At 69.5% G+C, this 19,448-nt stretch carries 22 protein-coding genes and 1 riboswitch; of the genes, 8 read left to right on the top strand and 14 right to left on the bottom strand.

The features are described 5' to 3' along the window. Positions 1–109: 109 nt before the first annotated feature. Positions 110–727, top strand: a complete 618-nt coding sequence (locus ACFUPX_RS08725; RefSeq protein WP_383318230.1) for a hypothetical protein — start codon at positions 110–112, stop codon at positions 725–727. Between the two features lie 105 nt (positions 728–832). Here the strand turns inward: ACFUPX_RS08725 and ACFUPX_RS08720 are convergent, their stop codons facing one another. Then, positions 833–964, bottom strand: coding sequence for a hypothetical protein (locus tag ACFUPX_RS08720; protein WP_383318227.1), 132 nt, complete (start codon positions 962–964; stop codon positions 833–835). 137 nt (positions 965–1,101) lie between these two features. Between ACFUPX_RS08720 and ACFUPX_RS08715 the strand changes: the two genes are divergently transcribed. Next, positions 1,102–2,007: an FAD-dependent monooxygenase gene (locus ACFUPX_RS08715; protein ID WP_383318224.1), complete on the top strand. Its 906-nt coding sequence runs from the start codon at positions 1,102–1,104 to the stop codon at positions 2,005–2,007. 21 nt (positions 2,008–2,028) lie between these two features. Here ACFUPX_RS08715 and ACFUPX_RS08710 read toward each other — a convergent pair whose 3' ends face one another. Next, positions 2,029–2,694, bottom strand: a complete 666-nt coding sequence (locus ACFUPX_RS08710; protein WP_383318221.1) for a nitroreductase — start codon at positions 2,692–2,694, stop codon at positions 2,029–2,031. Between the two features lie 171 nt (positions 2,695–2,865). Between ACFUPX_RS08710 and ACFUPX_RS08705 the strand changes: the two genes are divergently transcribed. The 4 genes from ACFUPX_RS08705 (at position 2,866) to ACFUPX_RS08690 (ending at position 5,622) form a co-directional block, all read left to right on the top strand. Further along, complete coding sequence (locus ACFUPX_RS08705) at positions 2,866–3,414, top strand: EF-hand domain-containing protein (protein ID WP_383318218.1); 549 nt, start codon at positions 2,866–2,868, stop codon at positions 3,412–3,414. Positions 3,415–3,449: 35 nt separating this feature from the next. Continuing rightward, a complete protein-coding gene (locus ACFUPX_RS08700) occupies positions 3,450–4,001 on the top strand; it encodes an EF-hand domain-containing protein (RefSeq protein WP_383318215.1) in 552 nt (183 codons plus the stop codon). A gap of 324 nt (positions 4,002–4,325) precedes the next feature. After that, entirely contained in the window at positions 4,326–4,694 is a 369-nt protein-coding gene (locus ACFUPX_RS08695) for an STAS domain-containing protein (protein WP_383318212.1), read from the top strand. Between the two features lie 76 nt (positions 4,695–4,770). Continuing rightward, positions 4,771–5,622, top strand: coding sequence for a GNAT family N-acetyltransferase (locus tag ACFUPX_RS08690; protein WP_383318209.1), 852 nt, complete (start codon positions 4,771–4,773; stop codon positions 5,620–5,622). 142 nt (positions 5,623–5,764) lie between these two features. Here the strand turns inward: ACFUPX_RS08690 and ACFUPX_RS08685 are convergent, their stop codons facing one another. The 5 genes from ACFUPX_RS08685 to ACFUPX_RS08665 form a co-directional block, all read right to left on the bottom strand. After that, positions 5,765–7,459, bottom strand: a complete 1,695-nt coding sequence (locus tag ACFUPX_RS08685) for an ABC transporter ATP-binding protein (protein ID WP_383318206.1) — start codon at positions 7,457–7,459, stop codon at positions 5,765–5,767. Beyond that, on the bottom strand, positions 7,456–8,292 hold the full coding sequence (locus tag ACFUPX_RS08680) for an ABC transporter permease (protein WP_383318203.1): 837 nt from the start codon (positions 8,290–8,292) through the stop codon (positions 7,456–7,458). The genes ACFUPX_RS08685 and ACFUPX_RS08680 overlap by 4 nt, the downstream gene beginning before the upstream one ends. Then, positions 8,289–9,236, bottom strand: a complete 948-nt coding sequence (locus tag ACFUPX_RS08675) for an ABC transporter permease (RefSeq protein ID WP_383318200.1) — start codon at positions 9,234–9,236, stop codon at positions 8,289–8,291. The genes ACFUPX_RS08680 and ACFUPX_RS08675 overlap by 4 nt, the downstream gene beginning before the upstream one ends. 4 nt (positions 9,237–9,240) lie before the next feature. Beyond that, a complete protein-coding gene (locus tag ACFUPX_RS08670) occupies positions 9,241–10,803 on the bottom strand; it encodes an ABC transporter substrate-binding protein (protein ID WP_383318197.1) in 1,563 nt (520 codons plus the stop codon). A 50-nt stretch (positions 10,804–10,853) separates the two neighbouring features. Continuing rightward, a riboswitch (cobalamin riboswitch) is annotated at positions 10,854–10,983 on the bottom strand. 102 nt (positions 10,984–11,085) lie between these two features. Beyond that, positions 11,086–12,117 (bottom strand): sulfotransferase, encoded by a 1,032-nt coding sequence (locus tag ACFUPX_RS08665; protein ID WP_383318194.1) that lies wholly within the window; start codon positions 12,115–12,117, stop codon positions 11,086–11,088. A 172-nt stretch (positions 12,118–12,289) separates the two neighbouring features. Between ACFUPX_RS08665 and ACFUPX_RS08660 the strand changes: the two genes are divergently transcribed. Together ACFUPX_RS08660 and ACFUPX_RS08655 are read left to right on the top strand one after the other, a co-directional pair. Next, entirely contained in the window at positions 12,290–13,825 is a 1,536-nt protein-coding gene (locus tag ACFUPX_RS08660) for an alpha/beta fold hydrolase (RefSeq protein ID WP_383318191.1), read from the top strand. Between the two features lie 178 nt (positions 13,826–14,003). Continuing rightward, on the top strand, positions 14,004–15,236 hold the full coding sequence (locus ACFUPX_RS08655) for an MFS transporter (RefSeq protein WP_383318188.1): 1,233 nt from the start codon (positions 14,004–14,006) through the stop codon (positions 15,234–15,236). Positions 15,237–15,264: 28 nt separating this feature from the next. Here ACFUPX_RS08655 and ACFUPX_RS08650 read toward each other — a convergent pair whose 3' ends face one another. The 7 genes from ACFUPX_RS08650 to ACFUPX_RS08620 form a co-directional block, all read right to left on the bottom strand. After that, entirely contained in the window at positions 15,265–15,651 is a 387-nt protein-coding gene (locus ACFUPX_RS08650) for a gas vesicle protein K (protein ID WP_383318595.1), read from the bottom strand. A gap of 77 nt (positions 15,652–15,728) precedes the next feature. Continuing rightward, positions 15,729–15,935 carry a gas vesicle protein gene (locus tag ACFUPX_RS08645; protein ID WP_383318185.1) on the bottom strand — a complete coding sequence of 69 codons (207 nt, stop codon included), beginning with the start codon at positions 15,933–15,935 and terminating at the stop codon, positions 15,729–15,731. Continuing rightward, on the bottom strand, positions 15,925–16,779 hold the full coding sequence (locus tag ACFUPX_RS08640) for a GvpL/GvpF family gas vesicle protein (RefSeq protein ID WP_383318182.1): 855 nt from the start codon (positions 16,777–16,779) through the stop codon (positions 15,925–15,927). Before ACFUPX_RS08640 ends, ACFUPX_RS08645 begins: the two co-directional genes overlap by 11 nt. After that, on the bottom strand, positions 16,779–17,225 hold the full coding sequence (locus ACFUPX_RS08635) for a gas vesicle protein (protein ID WP_383318179.1): 447 nt from the start codon (positions 17,223–17,225) through the stop codon (positions 16,779–16,781). Before ACFUPX_RS08635 ends, ACFUPX_RS08640 begins: the two co-directional genes overlap by 1 nt. Positions 17,226–17,342: 117 nt before the next feature. Next, positions 17,343–18,461, bottom strand: coding sequence for an SRPBCC family protein (locus ACFUPX_RS08630; protein ID WP_383318176.1), 1,119 nt, complete (start codon positions 18,459–18,461; stop codon positions 17,343–17,345). Further along, positions 18,454–19,119: a hypothetical protein gene (locus ACFUPX_RS08625; RefSeq protein ID WP_383318173.1), complete on the bottom strand. Its 666-nt coding sequence runs from the start codon at positions 19,117–19,119 to the stop codon at positions 18,454–18,456. Before ACFUPX_RS08625 ends, ACFUPX_RS08630 begins: the two co-directional genes overlap by 8 nt. Positions 19,120–19,186: 67 nt before the next feature. After that, the gene (locus tag ACFUPX_RS08620; RefSeq protein ID WP_383318170.1) at positions 19,187–19,444 is read right to left on the bottom strand and encodes a gas vesicle protein GvpG; all 258 of its coding nucleotides are present in this window, start codon (positions 19,442–19,444) and stop codon (positions 19,187–19,189) included. Between the last annotated feature and the right edge of the window lie 4 nt (positions 19,445–19,448).

The raw sequence follows: 19,448 nt of genomic DNA, 5'->3' as shown, positions 1-19,448 counted from the left end.
AGCACACGGCCCGCCGCCACTTCGCGAGGTGCGCTCACCGGGTGGCCGACGCCGCGAGCGCTCCAGTGCGGGCACCGTGCGGAATCGGGTGATCGGTACTCTCAGGGACATGGGGCTGGACATCAGTGTGCTGATCGCTGACTGGTCGTGGCTGGGGGAAGTTCCGCCCGCGGAGAGACTGGCGCGGTTGAGGGGTGCCTGGTACGCCGACGAGACAGGGCTGTGGGATCTCGACGCGCCGGAGATCGAAAGCGGCTGGGACTGGCCACGAGGGCCTCACCGCGACGCCTTCGCCGTCTACGAGTTCCGGGGCACCCTTGGATCGTTCAAGGCGCACTTCTGGGCCGGGGAGCGATGGGAATCGGTACGGGACCATGCCGACCCGGTGGTACGGACCGACTTGGACGCTTTGCTGCTCGGGCTGGTCTGGGGAGGGCTGGACGGTGAGGCGGAGCACATGGATCCGGGCTTCTTCTGCGATGACCCCGCCGTCACGTATGGCGTGCTGCTCGCGCGGTCGCCGGACGGCGTGCGGGAACTGGCTGCCACGTGGGAGCGGGTCGGGCCCCGGCTCGACGCGCTGCGTGGGGCCTACAACGAGCATGCCGCGGAGCCCCAGGGGTGGGTCGGCGACTTCGACGCGTTCGTCGACCTGCTGGACGACTGGGGCCTTGTCCTGTCCGAAGCCGCCCGGCGGGGGTGGGGAGTCGTAGGGCTCAGCGAGTAGGGCTCAGCGAGTAGGCCTCGGCCGGGCCACCTCGCGCGCCGCTGATCGCTGCGGACATTGCCGCTCAGGGGCCACGCCGACGTGTACCGGTGCCCGGCGTCCGGCTCAGGTGTCCTGGGGGGGCATGTGGAGCAGGGGCGGCCATGCCGTGTCCACGATCTCGACGATCGAAGCGTCCGGTACGGCACCCATGTTCATGAGCATGTCGTGGCGCACCAGGTCGAAGGGCAGGTTCATCAGGCGTTCGGAGCGCTGGCTGCTGTCGCCGTCGCACCCCGGGAGACGGGCACCAACTTCAACGACCTGCGCGAACATTTGACCCCGGCCGGACAGTCATCCCCGTTCCAGCAGCTCATCACCCGGGCGAGCTTCCGGTGTTCATACACCGCACCGAACGCGGCATGTTCATCCTGCTGCCCCACGATCCGCAGCGCCCGCACGTCTTCACCACCGAGGGGGAGGACCGGCCTGCGGGCAACTACCCCGGCCCCGGCCCGGAGATGCCCCTGACCGAGATGGAGGACAGCATCGAACGCGCCCTCGGCATCCGCGTCCCGCTCTCCCCTCCGCCCCAGGGCGCGCCCGCTCAGCTCCGTCGGCTGTGCACCCGTAACTCCTGCCAGGCCGAAAGTTACCGCCACGGGCGTGTCTTCGTCGGCGGAGACGCCGCCCACGCCAGCCACGGTCCCACCCTGAACATCGCCCTGGGGGATGCGGCCAACCTGGGCTGGAAACTCGCCGCCGCTGCCCAGGGCCGGGCGCCCGAGGGCCTGTTGGACACCTACGCGAGCGAGCGCCGCCCGGTCGCCGCCCGCGGCCTTGTCCACACCCAGGCCGAGACCGCGCTGGCCTCTCCCTGCGCCGAGACCACCGCCCTGCGCGACCTGTGCGGCGAACTCCTCGGCCACACCGAGACCGTACGCACCCTCGCCGACGGGATGGTCGGCACCGCCACCCGCTACGACATGGGCGAGGACGACGCCGGCGCCCCGACCGGCTGGTTCGCACCGCCACTGACGGTGACCTGCGACGACGGACAGGTCTGCCGGCTCGCCGAGCGGCTGCACGACGCGCGCCCCCTGCTCCTCGACCTCACCGGCGACACCCACCTTGCCCCCATCGCCGAGCCGTTCAGCGACCGCGTGCACCGGATCAGCGCGAGCGCCGACCACGCGCCGTCCCCCGCCCTGCTCATTCGCCCCGACGGCTACGTCGCCTGGTCCGGCTCCGACCCCGATGGCCTCAAGACCGCCCTCACCCGGTGGTTCAGCCCCACCTGAGTCCTTCGTTCGGTCCTTCGGTCACACTCCGATGAAGCGCACTGTTTCTGTCATGTCCGCTCGCCCTGTACGCAGCCGCGGCACGCCCTCTTTCTCGAATCCCACCGAGACGCCGCAGAACAGCACGAGCCCGTCATCGGCCCCCACCACCTGGCCGACGCTCTTGCGATACATCGTCCACATCACCTGAGGGCAGCTGTGCAGCCCTTCCGCTCTCAGCAGCAGCATGACCGTCTGCAAGTACATCCCCGCATCACCCCACTGCCCGGGCCCCATCGCCTGGTCCAGGTAGCAGAACAGCACGACCGGCGCCCCGAACCCTTCCGTGTTCAAGGCGGCAATCTTCATGGGCCTGTCAGGGTCCTCACGCTCGATCCCCAGCGCCTTGTACCGCTGCGTGGCCGCGGCGGAGAACCGGTCCGCATACGGGGAGTCCAGTTCCGCCGGGTACATCGGATACTCCCGCTCATCACCCGGATCTCCCGCCAACGCCCTTGCCGTGGCACGCCTCTTCAGCTCGGCCAAGGGCTCGCCGCTCACGACAAAGACATGCCACGGCTGGAGATTCCCGCTCGACGGAGCCCGCGTCGCCGCGGCCAGCACCCGCTCGAGCACCTCTCGGGACACCGGCTCATCACTGAACGCCCGCGCGGCCCTGCGACTGTCCACGGCCTCATACACATCCACGTCTTCTCGACCTCTCACTCCAGAGCGGGCAGCGAAAACACCAGGGCGATGATCGCACCGGACGAGCAGACCCGGGCCGCACCGCCGCGCACCCGTGGTCTAGCGATCGCGCGCTGTCGGCGGCCGGGAATAGACCTAGTCGAACCGCTGACGCACACTTACCGTGCGCCTATGACTGAGCTGCGCACACGCAAGTACGAGCGGTGGTTCCACGCCGCAGACGTCGACGGCGACAGTGCGATATCGCGGCAGGACGTCGTCACGATGAGCGAACGCTACGTCCAGGCCAGGGGCATCGCCCCCGACTCCCCTCAGGCACGGCAGATGTACGAGACCATGCACGAATTCTGGGAGTCCGTGATCGCCCCCGCCGACGCCGACAAGGACGACAGGGTGAGCTCGACCGAGGTCGCACAGGCGTTCGCCGCCACCTTCACCGATCGCGCCCGCTACCCCGAGGAGCTCGCGCCGGTCGCCGACCGGTTCTTCGACCTCGCCGACGCCGACGGTGACGGGGCGATCAGCCGCACCGAGTTCACACACATCTTCGGGAGCACCGGACGGGCCGCCGACGAGGAGTGCGCCGAGGTGTTCAACGCGCTCGACCTCGACGCCTCCGGAGCCCTCTCGCGGAGCGAGTACCACAAAGCCGTCTCCGAGTTCTTCTACGGAAACGATCCCGACTCGCCGGCCAACCACATCTTCGGCCGTCTCGCGTAAGGGAATTGAGCCGCCCACCGTTCAAGGAGGTCACCATGGCGCAGAACAGCACCGAGCAGAAGTTCACCTTCCTGTTCACCTGGTTCGACCGCACCAACGACGGCTACCTCACCCGCGATGACTTCCAGCAGATCGGCGAGGTGTTCGCCGCTGTGGCACCGGACCAGAGCAACAAGAGCGCGCTGCGTGAGGCATTCATGCTCTGGTGGGACGTCCTGGGCGAGGCCGGCGCCCCGGACACCCAGGGGCGCATCGGGCGCCACCAGTTCATCACCGCCATGCGCTCCCACATCGCCGCCGACGCCAAGACCGTCGAACGCCTGGTGACGCCGATCATCGACGCCCTCATGCGTGCCCTGGACACCGACAAGAGCGGCACGCTCACCGCGGATGAGTACGTTCGCATGTACTACGCCCTCGGAATCGACCCGGCCACGTCCGGCGCGGCCTTCCAGCGCCTCGATCGGGACGGGAGCGGCACCATCAGCCACGACGAGTTCCGCACCGCCATCGAGGAGTTCTACCTCAGCACCGACACCGAGGCACCCGGCAACTGGCTGCTCGGCTCACCACTGCCGCGCGACTGACCGGTCCCGACCAGCACCCCGTCCTTGCCGAGAGCGCGGCCACGGCACCGTCGGGCAGTCGCTCGAAAGTCCGCCCGGGACGTTCCATGCGAGCAGCGCGCCACTCGCGAGGTGAATGCCGCCCGGATTTCGGGGCACATTCATGCACGTTGAATTTCAAGCCCAGGAACTGTGGAGTCGCTGCCCGGTCACCCCCTCACGGCGGCGTTCCCAGACCTGCGAAAACGTTAGACCCGGAATGACCGTGCGTATGCCTCGTGCGCACACCTGGCACACCTAGCACAACTGATCGACCGATCCACGTACTAGAAGAAGGCATGAAAGATGGCTGCCGCCTCATCTCATCCGCTCCATGTAGATGCGGTCTTGGGACTCGATCCTGTTCTGGTGCGTGTACGGGGTGAATTGGACCTGGACAGCGCGCCCTCGCTGACCAGCTTGCTGGCGCCCCTGCTGACCCGCACGATCGAGGTGGATCTCGCCGACGTCACTTTCATCGACTCTTCCGGTGTCAACGTACTGCTGTCGCATCAGGACCAATGCCGAGCAGTGGGGGGATGTTTCGTTGTGATCCAGCCTTCCTCGGTCGTTCGAAGAGTCCTCCAACTTCTGGGCGTGGACGGCCTACTACTGGAACGTTACGGGCCCGAGGGCAGGCACAATCGGGGAGACAACTTCCCAGGCCTGCCCTAGCCTCTTCTCGATCTCCTCTTGGACGACGCGATGGAACCAGGACCATCTCTTGCGGAACAGGGAGCAAAGACAAGCCGTGGATGCCGACCGACTGCCCCTTTTCTGCGACACCGCCCTGGCCCAGCGCATCGAGCGGGTCGAGGCACAGCTCATCGCCCAGGGCAGCGAGGCCGCCCACCGACGCAGGGCAGACACAGCAGGCTTCGTGTTCCCCTTCGCCGGCGGCGTCGCGAGTTTCGCCGAAGAGGACTCGCCGCTCAACAAGGTTGCGGGGCTCGGCTTCGGCGGCGTACCGAGCGCGACCGACCTTGACGAGGTCGAACGGGCCTTCTCCGCCCGCAAGTCCCCTGTGCAGATCGAGCTTGCCCACCTTGCCGATCCCACGATCGGCGCCTTGCTGACCGGACGGGGCTACCGGCTCACATCGTTCGAAAACGTGCTCGGTCTCAGGCTCACGGGCGAGCGCGAGCGCGTCATGCCGACCGGGATCACGGTCCGGCCAAGCGGAGACGACGAGTTCGAGCCCTGGCTCGACGTCGTGGCTGAGGGCTTCGCCTCCCCTGATGCACAAGGGGTCCCCTCACACGAAGAGTTTCCGCGCGAGGTCATCGCCAGGGCCGTACGCGATCTCACGGCGGCGGCTGGCGTCGTACGCCGCGTCGCGCTGCGCGACGGGGTCATCGTCGGCGGCGCCAGCTTCCGCATGGCAGAGGGCGTCGCGCAGCTCACCGGCGCGACGACCGCGCCCGCGCACCGTCGTCGGGGTGTGCAGACCGCGCTCCTCTCGTCCCGGCTCGCCGACGTGGCGGCCGCCGGCTGCGACGTCGCCGTCGTCACCACGCAGCCGGGGTCCAAGTCCCAGCAGAACGCGCAGCGTCAGGGCTTCGATCTGCTCTACACCCGCGCCATTTTGGTGAAGGAGGCCTGAGGGCCTTCGTAAGGCCTATGGATACATGGGTGCATGGGTACGCCGCCTGCCCCATCCCGCCGGGTGGTCCGCGACGACACCACGCACGGCCCTGGCGGTTGCGGGTATCCAGCCCTGCGGGCAGGACACCGTTCGCCGCGCGCTACTCGCACTCGCCGTCCAGGTCCACCGCCAGCTCGCCCAGGCTCCGGCCGGCCCATCCGGGCCAGGGCGGCTGCGGTGCGTCGTACGGCAGCATCTCCTCGACCGGCCCACGCCCTACGTAACGACCGCCCTCGAACGCCACCACGACATCCGCCACCGCCCGTACCGCGGGCAGATCATGGCTGACGAAGAGCAGGGCCGTCGCGGCAGGGGCGAGCAAGCTGGGCAGCATGCCAAGGACGGCTTCGCGCGATGCGGTGTCCAGGGCTGATGTCACTTCGTCGCAGAGCAGCAGCGCCGGGTGGGCTGTGAGGGCGCGTACCAGTGCGCACCGTTGCAGCTGGCCGCCGGACAGCCGATCAGGAGTGCGGCTCAGTTGCGCGCCGTCGAGCTGCAGCGCCACCGCTGTGTCCATCGCCTCGGCCGTCGCCTCCTCGCGTCGCAGCCCGCGCAAAAGGCCTGCGGTGTCGGCGAGTTGATGGATGAGCGGGCGGTGCCTTTCGAACGAGTCCGCGCTGTTCTGGTGGACGTACTGGACGGCGCGGCGCTGCACGGCGGTGCGTCGGTCGATGCGGGCGGGAAGCAGCACGCCATCGACGCGGACCTCGCCGGAGGTCGGGGTGGTGAGGCCTGCCAGTACCCGGGCGAACGTCGTCTTGCCCGAGCCCGAAGGGCCCAGCAGCGCGGTGGTGCTGCCCGGCGGGAAGGCCATCGACACCGGGCCGGTGAGGGGATCGGCGGAACGGCGGCGTACGACGACATCTCTTGCCACGACTCCGCTGGATTGCGGAGAATTCACTCCCGCCGACTTCAGTGACGTCCGCCGCGCCGGTTCCGGTGACGTCCGCCGCGCCGTATTCGTGCGGTGTTCCGCTGCGATGAGTTGCCGGGTCGTGTGATGGCGTATCGCGACGGACTCACCGGGGGTCGGCTCCGGTACTGGTTCCTCCGGGTGGTCGGCGTCGAGGACCTCGCCCGTGGGGCCGTCGTCCACCATCCGGCCGTGCTCCAGCACGATGACTCGGTCCGCCGTACGGCGCACCAGGGGCAGGTCGTGGCTGAGCAGCAGTATGCCCGCGCCCTCATCCGCGAGATGGCGCACCGTGCGGCCCAGGGCATGCGCGAGCGCGGGGTCCAAGCCGCTGGTCGGCTCGTCCAGTACGAGGAGGCGTGCGCCGGTGACCAGTGCGGATGCCAGGGCCAGGCGCTGCTGTTGGCCGCCGGAGAGCTGGTGCGGGAAGCGGCGGTGGGTACTCTGCCAGTCGAGTCCGGCCGCGGTCAGCGCCTCTGTGGCGGCGGCTTGCCGTGCGGCCCGGCCCCGACACCCCCCTAGTGTGGCCAGCTCTCTCAGCACTCCCCCGACGCGACGGACCGGGTCCAGCACCGTTTCGGGGTGCTGCGGCAGGTGGGCGGCTCGGCCCGCCCGGGTCGCACGGCGCTGGGCCGGGGCCAGGCTCACCAGATCCGTGCCCTCAAGGAGGACGCGTCCGGTCAGTCGCACCGCTTCGCGTGAGGCGCCGAGAGCCGCCAGGCCCAGCGTGGTCTTGCCGCTTCCCGAGGGGCCGACGACGGCGACCACTGTGCCCGGCCGCACCGTCAGCCCGACCTGGTCCAGCAGCGGGCGCGGAGCTCCCTCGGCGCAGGCCGAGATGTCCGCCATCTCCAACAGCGGTGCGGGGACGGCGCCGGTCACGGTCTTCTCCTCTGGCGGGCAAGGGCGTGGTCCACGAGCAGGTTGCCCCCGACGCACAGCGCCGTCAGCAGCCCCGCGGGCACCAGGACGGCGGCGGGCTGGGTGAAGAGGGCGTCGCTGTTGCGTTCGATGAGCACCGCCCAGTCCGGCGAGGAGGCGGGCAGCCCCAGACCAAGGAAGTTGGCGGACGCCAGCAGGTACAGCACGAGGGAGAACCGGCCGCCCGCGTCGGTGGCCAGCGGTGCGGCCAGCTCCCGGGCCAGATGCCGTAGATGGATGTACGCCCAGCCGTGCCCCTGCATCCTCAGGGCCTCGACGACACTCCGTGAGCCGGGTGCGAGCGCGGCGCCGCGCACCAGGCGTGCCACGGCCGGGACTTGGAGCACCCCCGCGACCGTCACCAGCCAGAACCAGTCGCGGTGGCCTGTCGCCGCCAGCGTCATCAGCACGAGCAGTCCGGGGAAGGCGAGGAGCAGGTCCATGGTGCGCATGACCGTCTCGTCGAGTTGCCGACGTGGTCCTGCGGCCAGCAGCCCCAGCGGTATGCCCAGCGCCGCCCCCACGGCGAGCGCGGCCAGGGAGCTGCCCACCACGGAGGCGCCGCCCCGCAGCACAAGCGCGAGCACGTCGCGGCCAAGGACGTCCGTGCCGAGCAGGTGTCCGGCGCCGGGCGGCTGTGAGGGCAGGGCGTCGTGGCGGGGCGCGTCGTCGCCGGCCACCGGCGGTCCCAGCAGGGCCAGGAGCACGGGCACACCCAGCAGGATCAGGGCGATCCAGGGGCGGCGGGGAGTTGTCGCGGCCGTGAGGGAGGACGTCGTAGGGGGCGGGGTCACGCGGTCACCTCTCGGCGGGGTGCGAGGCGGTGGGCGACCAGGTCGGCGATCAGGTTCACCAGGACAGCCGTCCCGGCGAACAGCAGCGCGTACGTCTGCACTTGCGGCAGGTCACGGTTCTGGACCGCCTCGACGAAGCCGTTGCCAAGGCCCCTGAATCCGAAGACCGCTTCCACCAGTACGGCGCCGCCGAGCAGCCCCTCCACGCAGCGGGCGTACTGCTGGGCCGCGGGGCCGAGCGCCCCCGGCAGCACGTGACGCAGCACCACCGTGCGCTCGCGCATGCCCAGGAGGCGCAGATGCCCGGCGACGGCGCCGTGCCGCTCGGCCGCCACACCCGCGCGGATCTGCCGCGCCAGATCGCACAGGTGCCGGGCCGTGAGCACGGTGACGGGGAGCACCAGGACGGCCGGCTGGGCGAGGAGTGCGGTGGTGTCCATGCCGACGGCGGTGGCGGGCAGCAGACCGGCCGTCAGCGACACCGAGGCGACCAGCAGCAGTCCCAGTACGAACTCCGGCACGGCGTGCAGCACGACCGCGGCCGTGTTCAGGGCGCGATCGACGCGGCTTCCCTCCCGCAGGCCCGACACGGTGCCCACCACAGGTGCGAGCACAGTGACGAGCACCAGCGCCGGTACACCCAGCAACAGGGTCACCCCCAAGCGTCGGCCGATGTCGTCGCCGACGGACACTCCGGTGGTCAGGGAGTGGCCCAGATCTCCGGTGAACAGGTGCCCCAGCCACTGCCAGAACCGGGTCCAGGCCGACTCGTCGAGACCCAACTGTGCACGCAGTGCGGCGACTTGCTCGGGCGTGCCCAGTTCACCGCGCAGCACATCGGCCGTGTCGCCGGGCAGCAGCGAGCCGACGGCGAACACGGCCACCAGCACCACCAGGCACTGCAGGAGAGCGAACAGCAAGCGTCGAAGAACGTAGCCGCGCACGTCGTCAGCTGATGCGGACCCGGTCGAAGCGGGCCCAGTCGTGTGAGTTCGGGGGCGCGGCGCGCAGGCCGCTGACCGACCGTGCGATGGCGTCGTTGGCGTCGGAGAACGCCCACACGAGTAGCCCCGACTCCTCACGGGCGATCTTCTGGGCACGGGAGAGGAGACCGAGGCGCTCCTGCTCGTCACGGCTGGTGCGGGCCCGGTCCAGCAGCGCGTCGAACTTCTTCGACGCGTACTGCGTCTGGTTACGGGCGGCCCCGCCGCGCACACGCTGCTGCAGGAAATCGGAGACCGGCAGGGTGGACGTGGTGTTGAACGCGGCGACGCCCTTGGTCCTGATCTCACTGAAGTAGGTGCTGGACGCGCGGGTGTTAGCCCTCAGCTTCAGCCCGACCTCGGCCAGCTGGCGTGCCATCAGATCAGCTGCGGGCTCCCACGCGGCATCCACGGAGCTGGTCTCCACGGTGATGTGCAGGCCGTCCGCTCCGGCGTCCTTCACCAGTCTCCGTGCCTCGTCGACGTCCCGCTCCCGGGGCTCCAGGTCCTCGGGGTAGCCGCGCAGGCCGAGGCCGAACAGGTCGTTGCCCACCTCGCCGTGCCCGGCGAGCGCGATCCGCACCAGCGCTTCACGGTCGAGCCCCAGCTGCACGGCACGGATCAGGCGGGAGTCGTCGAACGGCGCGCGTCCCGTGCGCAGAAGCAGCTGCTGCGTGGTCGCCCGCTCCGCGGTGAGCAGCCGCGTCGAGCCGTCCTTCTTCAGCCGTTCCACGGAGGAGCCGGACATGTCGGCACCGTAGTGCACCTGCCCGGACAGCAGGGCGTTGAGCCGAGCCGACTCCTCGTTGGCGGGGACGATCTCCAGCTCGGCGATGTGCGGGGCTCCGTCCCAGTGGTCCTTCCAGCTCCGGTAGCGGGCCGTGCCGCCGGGGGTGAACGACACATAGGTGAAGGGACCGGAGCCGACCGGCTTACGGAAGTCGGTCGTCCCGGCCGGGATGATCTCGGTGCCGGGGCCAGCGAAGACGGTGGGGAACTCGAAGTTCGGCGCTTTCAGCACGAAGACGACGGACCGCGTTCCGTCTGCCTTGCTGGCGGTGAAGTCGATCGCTGAGAGCAGTACCTGCGAGGGCGATCCGGTCTCGGGGTCGGCGGCGCGGCGGTAGCTGTACAGGACGTCCTTCGCGGTGACCGGCTTCCCGTCGTGGAACGTCGCCCTGCGCAGGCGTATGCGCCAACGGGTCCCCGAGGTGTCGCTCTCCCATGACTCCGCGAGCCTCTCGCGCAGCGACATGTCGTCCGCGTACGTACCGAGTGTGTCGTAGAGGGCCTTGGCGCGGGCCTGGTCGACGAAGTTCGGTGCGACGTGCGGGTCCAGGGTCTCCTGCGAGCCGCCGGACGTGAACGCGGCGCGGAACCGGTCGCTGCCTCCCCCGTCCTTGGTGTCACCGCCGCAGCCGGCGAGCAGGCCGCTCCCGGCGAGCGCCAGGGCGCCTGAGGCGGCCAGCACACCTCGCCTGCCTGGCTGCGATCCGCGCACCGGCTCCGTCCGGGCATGCGTCGTCACATCGATCCTCTCCGGGGTGTCCTCGCCCCTACGTTGGACCGGCGACGGGTCAGTCTTCTGGCTCCCGGATCGTCGCTCGCCTCCGCCTTCCCGGCCGCGTACCGCGGTCAGTGGCGTGCGGGAGGATCGCTTCCCGGTCACAGTGGCGGGACCGCGCCGGATTCGCACCGGCTTCCTGGTCCCCGTCGCCTCGTGCGCTCATTGTGGCGCACGCCGCCAGGAGCACCTCACCCCGGCCCCTCCCGGCCATCGGCCCGGGTGACCTGAAGGACGACAGAGCCGTCACGCATCCGCCGACTTCCCCTCCAGCGCTCGGGTGCCCGCGGCACAGCTGTCCCTCAGGTCCTGGAATTCCGCGGCCGACAGCTGCTTGCGGGCGGAGCCGCGGCGGCTGTTGTCTAGCTGAGCACACGCGCTGTCCAGCCACCGCGGGGACGGTTCGACCCCGACGAACGCGGCGAGACGGGCGAGTTCCTCTTGAGGTGTGTCGAGCAGGTCCTCGTAGGCGAGCGTCATGCGCCGACCCTCGGGCAGGCTGCCGATGAACTGCGTGCCCTGGACGACCAGTTCGGACCAGAGTCGGCCGAACCGTCGCAGGGAAAATTCGCGGTCCCGTACGAGTGCGGCGTCGAAGGTGTCTTCGAGCAGGGGCGCCAGGTCCGGGGGAAGGGAACGTACCTGCTCCTCCGTCAGGTCGCCGAAGTTGTCGACACCTGTCCGTTCCCTGATCTCACGCAGCAAAGTGATGGTGCGATACCCGGGGTGGCGGCTCATGGACAGCGCACAGTCCGGGCCGTCCCGGAAGAGGTGCACGAACTTCGCGTACGGGAAGGCGGAGAGAAGCCCCGCCGCCCAGCCCGTCGAATAACCGGAGCGCTCCACCACCGCGGTGCGGCCGAACCGTGTGGCCAGCAGCTCGAAGAGCGCCTCGTGATGTGCGGCAGCGGCACGCTCCGGCCAGCCGACGACCGCCGCACCGATCTCGTCGAGCAGGCCGTCCGGGTCATCGGTGAGGTGCGGCAGCACCATGAGGGAGAGAGCGGGGATGCCGTCGGTCTCCGCCCGATACCGCCCCGGACTGCGGGTGTAGAGGAACTCCGGCATCAGCACCCCACTGCGGATCATGTTCGCGAAGTACGAGGTGGGCCGGAACAGGGTCTCCCAGAACTCGGCACCCGATACGCGGCCTTCGGGGAAGGCCACGTCACCGACCGAAGCCATGTACTCGTTGAGACTGAGCACGTCGGGATGGGAGTTGAGGATGCGGGACAGCGCGGTGGAACCACTGCGGCCCGTACCGATGACAAACGTCAAGCTGCGCAAGGTCGCTCTCCGGGGGCACAGGGCGGCTGTTCCAGGGCTTTCCCCACCTCAGCACATCGGCGCCCGGCGCAACAGGTGGCATGCGTCAGTAGGGCTATCCCTAGGCAAGACTCGGGGGGTGCCCGCAGCGATACCTGGCGATGACGCGCCTAGCGTGCGGTACATGCAGATCATCAGAGGTAGGCAAGCGGCCGTCGGCGTCGTCGCGATCCTGGCCATGGCAGCGGGAACGTCACCCGTCACGGCCTTGGATCCAGTCCAGGAATTATCGGGGCTCGGGCAGTACCACGCCCAGGACATCAATTGGCATGACTGCGCGCTGGGCCCCGACGACACCACCGGGCACAAGCTGGATGCCGCGGGCGCCCAGTGTGCCGACCTCACCGTGCCGCTCGACTACTCCGATCTCGACGGCCGAACCCTGACCATTGCCGTCTCCCGCCTGCGCGCCACCGATCCGGCACACCGCGTGGGCCCCCTCATGCTCAACAACGGCGGTCCGGGCGGGCCCAGTCTCGACATGCCGCTCACGGTCGGCGCGGCCATGGGGAAGGTGGCTCGGAAGTATGACCTCATCGGCCTGGACCCGCGCTTCGTCGGCCGCTCCACACCGCTGAACTGCGGCTGGGACATCGGTTCCACAGTCTTCTCGGCCGGCAAGGGCCGGGCCGGGTTCAAGCAGTCGGTCGCCCGTCAGCGCGAGCTGGCCAAGCGGTGTCGCGAGACGAACGCAGACGTCTTGCCCCATGTCACCACCCGCAACACCGCCCGGGACATGGATGTCGTCCGGGCCGCGCTGGGCGCGCAGCGGATCTCCTACCTCGGCTACTCGTACGGGACTTACCTGGGTCAGGTCTACACCGAGCTGTTTCCCGGGCGGACCGACCGGATGGTGCTGGACGGTGTCATCGACCCCGCCCGGTACACCCAGACCCTGCTCGCCGACTCCACGGATGCCAACGAACGGGCATTGCACGCCTGGGCGGCCTGGACCGCCGCCAGGCACGACACCTTCGCCCTGGGCCGCACCACCGGCGCCGTGCTGGCCACCGTGCGCGGCATACGACAGGCCGCGGCCGAAAAGCCCCTACGGGTCGGTGACTTCCGCGTCGACGAACACTTCGTTCCCCTCGTCCACTTCAGCGGTCTGGGCAGCGACTCGGGCACGTCTCGGACCGAGCTGGCCACCGCGACCCGAACACTCGCACGCGCCGCCGACGGACAGCACGTCGAGCCGGGAGCGGGGCTGTCCGAGCTGCTCGCAGCCATGACCACCGAGGCAGGTTCGCAGCAGGGCAGCGCGCAGGCCGCCATCCTGTGCGGAGACGTCGCGACGAAGCGTGGGACCGAGAGCTACTGGCGCGACATCCAGGCCGGCCGCAAGAAGCACCCCTTCGCCGCTCCTCTGTCGTACAACATCACGGCGTGCGAGTTCTGGGACGCTCCGGCGGAGGCGCCGACCGTGGTCGACAACGACGTTCCGGCCCTGTTGGTCAATGCCACGGGCGACACCCGCACCACCTACTCCGGCGCACGCCAGGTCCGTGAACGGTGGTCCCGTTCCCGCCTGGTGACCCTGCCCGGCGCCCACCAGCACGGAATCTACGGCGATTACGGCAACGCATGCGCGGATGCGCAGGTCAACGCCTATCTCGCCGACGGCAGACTGCCCAGGCACGACGTGTCCTGCCGGGCCTGAGAGCTGTCCCGTAAGCTGCGCGAACGGCTCCGTCGGCGACCGTGCCGTGCAGGTCGATACGAGTGCCGATACGAGTTCCGCTACGAGTGCCAAGTGATCACCACAACCGGGCGGCGCCAGGGCGAGGTTAGGGTACGTGGATACGCCCGCCATCTCGCCTCCGGAAGCTCGCGCCCTCATGGACACCGTCAGCCCGAGCCAGCTGATAGCCCGTCACCGCGTCGCACTGCAGCTGTGCTTTGCGATCCCCGGTGTGTCGCTCGCGACGTGGGTCACCCGGACCCCCGGTGTCCGGGACCAGCTGGATGCCTCCACCGCCGAGATGGGCCTGGTGCTCTTCGGCATGTCGATCGGCTCGATGATGGGCATCCTGGTGGCCGGTGCGCTGGTGGCACGGTTCTCCACGCGGCCCGTCATCCTTTCCGGCATGTCCCTCGTACTGGCCAGCGTGACCGCGATGGCCCTGGGCACGGCGGCCTCCTCGGCACCTCTGGTGACCTTCGGCCTGCTGCTTCTGGGCGCCGGCATGGGCCTCTCGGAGGTGGCCAGCAATGTTGACGGTGCCGGGGTGGAGCGGGAGCTCGCGAGACCCGTACTGCCGGCCCTGCACGGTTGCTACAGCCTTGGCACGGTGGTCGGGGCGGGCCTGGGTGTGGCCGGCGCCGCTGCCCACTTCCCGGTGTCCTGGCATCTCACGGTCGTGCTGCTCCTCGTGGCCGCGCTGTTCGCCTTCGCGGTGCCAAGACTGCGCCCCGGTGTCGGCCGCAGCGTCGGGGACGGCCACACCACGTCCGCACACGACGCCGATGGACAGGTCCGGGAACGACGGCTGTACCTCGACCTGCGGCTGTTGCTCATCGGTGGCCTGGTCCTCGGCATGACGCTGGCCGAGGGTTCCGCCACGGACTGGCTGCCGCTCCTCATGGTCGACGGCCACCACATGCCCACCGGTCTCGGCTCGTTGGTGTACGCCGGTTTCGCCGCCGCCATGGCGGTCGGTCGCTTCGCCGGCGGCCCCATGGTCGCCCGGGTCGGCCGGCCCGCGATGCTCGGCGGCGGCGCGCTGGTGACGACCGTCGGCATAGCTCTCGTGTCCTTCGTGGACTCTCCGGTAGCGGCAGGCTGCGCCGTGCTGCTGTGGGGGCTCGGCACCTCCCTCGGATTCCCGCTGGCCCTTTCCGCGGCGGGCGAATCCGGACCGGACGCCACCGGCCGCGTCGCGCTGACCTCCCGGATCGGCTACGTCGCCCTCCTCGCCGGACCGCCGGCCCTCGGTTTCCTCGGCGAGCACCACGGGCTGCGCGCCGCGATGGTTCCTGTCCTGCTGCTGATGCTTGTTGCCGCCGCTTGCGCGCCCGCTACCGCCTCCCGGGCCGGGCGCACCACGGCGATCGGCGCCGCACCTGGCTGACCGGTGCGGCTCCACGGGCTCAGCCGGGTTAATCGGATCCGGGCGGGAGCAGCGAGCCCAGGGGGCCCAGGTCGAGATTGAGATCCTTCATGGTCAGGCCGTACCGATCGCAGAGCTCACCCATACGCTCCTCGAGAATCATCAGCGTCATACCCACGCGTTCTTCTTGGTGCTCCGACAGGTCGCCCTGGTCCACCCGGTGCAGTGCTGTCCGCTCCATGAGCTGACGCAGCAGCTCGACGATGGTGAGCACCAGCTTGATGAGGTCACGCTCAACCGTCTCGGGATCGGTCTTGAGGCGTTCCGGGATGCTGCGGCGGTCCGGTTCGTCCTCGTGGTGGGCCGGAAGGAGACCGAAGGAGCTGGCCGCGGCTTGTGCCACTTGGTGGAGGTCTGCGCCGGCCTTCGGGGGCAAGTCCGTTGCCTGTACGCCGTCTTGGCGGGGGGATGCGGACACGGGTGTCCTCCTGTCTGGTGGGCTGCACGAGCCCTTCACCAGGGAGCGGGGTTCTCCGGGGTGATCGAGTGGATGACTGCACGAAGATTGATGCGTACGAGGTCGATGTCCGCGACGGACAGCACCAGGTCACCGGTGAGCACTGCGCCACCGGTCAGCAGCCGGTCCAGCAGATCGATGAGGGCGACCTGGCGCCCCGCCAGCTCGTCGTCGAAACCGGTCGAGGTGACATCACCGCCCATGGCCGACGCCCTGCTCCACGTCCCCGTGCTCCGCCCACTCGGTGAAGGAGTAGGGAACCCAGGGGCCGGTCACCTCGACGCTGACGCCCGGCGTGTCCTCGGCGACCCGTTCGACGGACCGGGCGAAGGCCTCGGCCTGGGCAGCGGGGACGAGGTAGGCATCGTTGGAGAGGTTCTCCCCCTGCCGCGTGGCCAGTTGGCCCTGCTGGGGGCGGTGGCTCACCCGGGCCCGCGCCAGTTCCGTCGCCTGTTCCGCGGCCCGGGCCACGACCGTGCCGGCGCCGCGGTAGACGCTGCGTTGGTTCTGGCGCTGGGCGCGGCGCTTTTGGATGTAGGAACGTCCGGGGCTCTCCGCGGTGACTTGCTCGTCCGGCTCGGGCGCGGGTGGGGCGGACTGCGGGTCGGCGAACACCTTGACCCCCAGCTCGACGTGCCCCTCCAGCAGGTCGAGGGCGCGGGAAAAGCCGTGCGCGCGCTCGGCCAGCATGGCGCGTACGCGGGCCTCATCGAGGTAGACCGTCGTCATGCGCAGGGGAAGCACGGAGGTGACCCGGTTGGCGGCCTCGACCGTGTGGTGATGGCCGCGGGCGATCGCCTCGAGCCGGACGAGATCCTCCATCTGCTCCTTGAGCGCCTCGGTGCTGAACTGATCGGCCGGGACATCGGCGACCAGCGCGGCGAGGCCGTCCTGGCACAGGACGCGCGGCGGTGTGCCCAGGCCGCCCAAGGTCGCTGCCGCCTCCTCCAGGGGCGACCCGGCTCGGGCGACCGCATAGACGTAGACCAAGGGAGCCGCGGAAGGGTGCTCGGCTTCCGGTAGGAGTCGCCCATCGGTGGTGGTCATCACTTCGCCTCGCTTTCACGTGCGGACTTCGAAGCCCCGGCCGAGTCGATCGCCTGCGCCGAACCGGCGGACGCCGCTTCTCTCAGCTCGGCCACTTCGGCGCGCAGCCGCTCGATCTCGGCCGACTGCTGCGACTCCACCGCGCGGGTTTCCTGCGTCGCAGTCGTGCCCTCTACCGGGCGAGCGCGGGACGACAGCGACGGGTCGTGCTCCCACCAGTCGATGCCCATCTCCTTGGCCTTGTCGACGGAGGCCACCAGCAGACGCAGCTTGATGGTGAGGAGTTCGATGTCGAGAAGGTTGATCTTGATGTCGCCCGCGATGACGACGCCCTTGTCGAGCACGCGCTCCAGGATGTCGGCCAGGTTCGCGGAGCCGCCCTGTGGACCGTAGGGGGCGGGCGTGGAGGAGGTGGAGCCAATCCGGTTGGCGAAGGAGTCGGACATGTCGAATCACAGCCTCGTTCATGGGAGGTTCTCGGCGGCGAGCGCGCTGACGGCCTCGCGCCGCGGCGGTGCGGGCGCGACCGTGCGCGCGCTGCGATGCGGGCGCTGCGGTGCTCGTCAGCGGCGCGCGGCCACAGGCTCTTCCTCGGCGGGCTCGTGCTCGTCGACGTCCTCGAGGTCTTCGTCTTCGTCGTAGTCCTCGTCGACCTCGGCGTCGGCGTCCTCGTCGGCCTCGGCCTCAGCGTCCTCATCGTCTTCGACGCCGTCTTCGTCGTACTCCTCGTCGACCTCGTCCTCGGCGCGGCCGTCGTCGGCGTCGGCATCAGCTCGCGGGTCGCCGTCCTCTTCGTCCTCGTCGTAACCGTCCTCCGCGTCGGAGACTTCCTCGTCGGAGCCCTCCTCTTCGGCGATGGCGTCCTCGTGGTCGACGGTCACCTCGCCGTCGCGGATCTCTCCGCGCCAGCCGTCGGTGGCCTCTCCCCGCATCATGATGAACTTGCGGTAGAGCTTGAGGTCCAGGCGTGCCCGACGGCCCTGGGCGCGCCACAGGTTGCCGGTCTTCTCGAAGAGGCCCTTGGGGAAGTACTCCAGGACGAGCAGGACGCGCGTCAGGTCGTCAGTGATGCGGTGGAAGGTCACCACTCCCTTGACCGTCCCCTTGGCGCCCTCGGTCGTCCAGGTGATCCGCTCGTCCGGTATCTGCTCGGTGACGTTGGCCGTCCAACTCCGTGTGGACTTGGCGACCTTCACCGTCCAGTTGCTGGAGGTGTCGTCCGTCTTGTCGACGCTCACGACGCCCTTGGCGAAGGAACTGAACTCCTGGAACTGGGTCCACTGGTCGTAGGCCTCACGTACCGGGACGCCGACGTCGATGTCCTCGCTGATCACAACGGACTTCGCAGCGCCACCGCTCTTGCCCTTGCCCTTGCCGAAGAGCCCCTTGACCTTGTCCTTCACGGCGCCCTTGACGTGCTCCACTCCGGCCGACATGGCGGCCTGTGCGGGGGACTTGCCGTCTGCGAGGGCCTGGCCTCCCTTGGAGAGGCTCTTCATCATCCCGCCGCCCTGGCCGGGGTCGCCCAGTCGCGTGACGCTCTCTCCCAGTCTGTGTCCCAGGGAGGAGACCGTCTGTTGCGCTTTGGCTTCGAGGTACTTCTTGAAGTCGTCCTTGAGCTGCTCCGTGGCGGGGTTCTCCGCCACGGTCTTCTTCAGCTGGGCGAATGTCGATTCAGCCACGGTCGCCTCCACTCTGCTTGGCCTTGGCACCGGCCTGCTTGCGCGCCGGGCGCGCGGTCTTCTTCTTCGCGGCATCCGTGCCCGCGCCGGGCGACCGCTTGGCGGCCGAACCGCTCCGGGGCGCCGCGGCGCTCTTGCTCGTGCTCTTACCGCCACTTGAGCCCGCGCTTGAGCTCGTACGGCGGCTCGACGACGTACCGCGCTGGTCGCGGGCCGACCGCTCGGAGCGCGTGCCGGTGGAGCGCGCTGCCTTGGCCGGCGCCTTGTCGTCCTCGTCCTCCGGGGCCTCGTCCTCCGGGGCCTCGTCGTGCTCGGCGTCTCGCTCGTCCTCGTCCTCGTCTTCTTGGCTGCCCTCCGCCTCGGTGGAGTTGAGCGCGCGAGTACGGTCCTGCAGCGAGTCCGACAGGCGCGTCATGCGCTGCGAGAGCGCCGAGCCGGCCGCCGTTCTGGTGGCGTCGACGAGTTCACCGCGTACCTGGTCGCTCAAGGCGCTCAGCGCGGGATTGTCCTTGACGAGCTTCCCGATCTGCTGAGGATCCAGGCTGAGCTTCTTGCCCGCAAGGAACATGCCCAGCCCGATCGCCAGTTTGGCCTTCTTCGTACGTCCCAGCAGGTAGCCGCCCACTACGGCGGCGCCGATCTTGCCGTTCGTCATCATCGTTTACACACCTCTGCGTTCATTGGCGGTCTGTGACCGGTCGCGCCACGCCAGGGCAAGTGACAGCTCACTGGCGGGCGTCGAGTCGGGCCAGGTGTGCCTGGAGGATCTCCAGCCGGTCGAGCAGCTCGTCCTCCTGCTGGTCGAACTCGTCCTCCGAGATCTTCCCGGCGATGAGGTCCTGCTCCAGCTTGACGAGCGCGTCCTGGACCGGCGCGGGGTCGTAGTACTCCCGCTCGGCGGTCTCCGTGACCTGCTCGAGGACCCACATCGTGCCGCGCACCGGCGCGAGCGGAAGCGTCAGAAGACCGGTGATCAAACCCATCCGG

It is taken from the genome of Streptomyces sp. NPDC057302, assembly GCF_042667685.1.
In the GTDB taxonomy this organism is placed as follows: Bacteria; Actinomycetota; Actinomycetes; order Streptomycetales; family Streptomycetaceae; genus Streptomyces.
The sequence above is the reverse complement of the archived record's forward strand: the minus strand, read 5'-3'. Positions and strand labels throughout refer to the sequence as shown.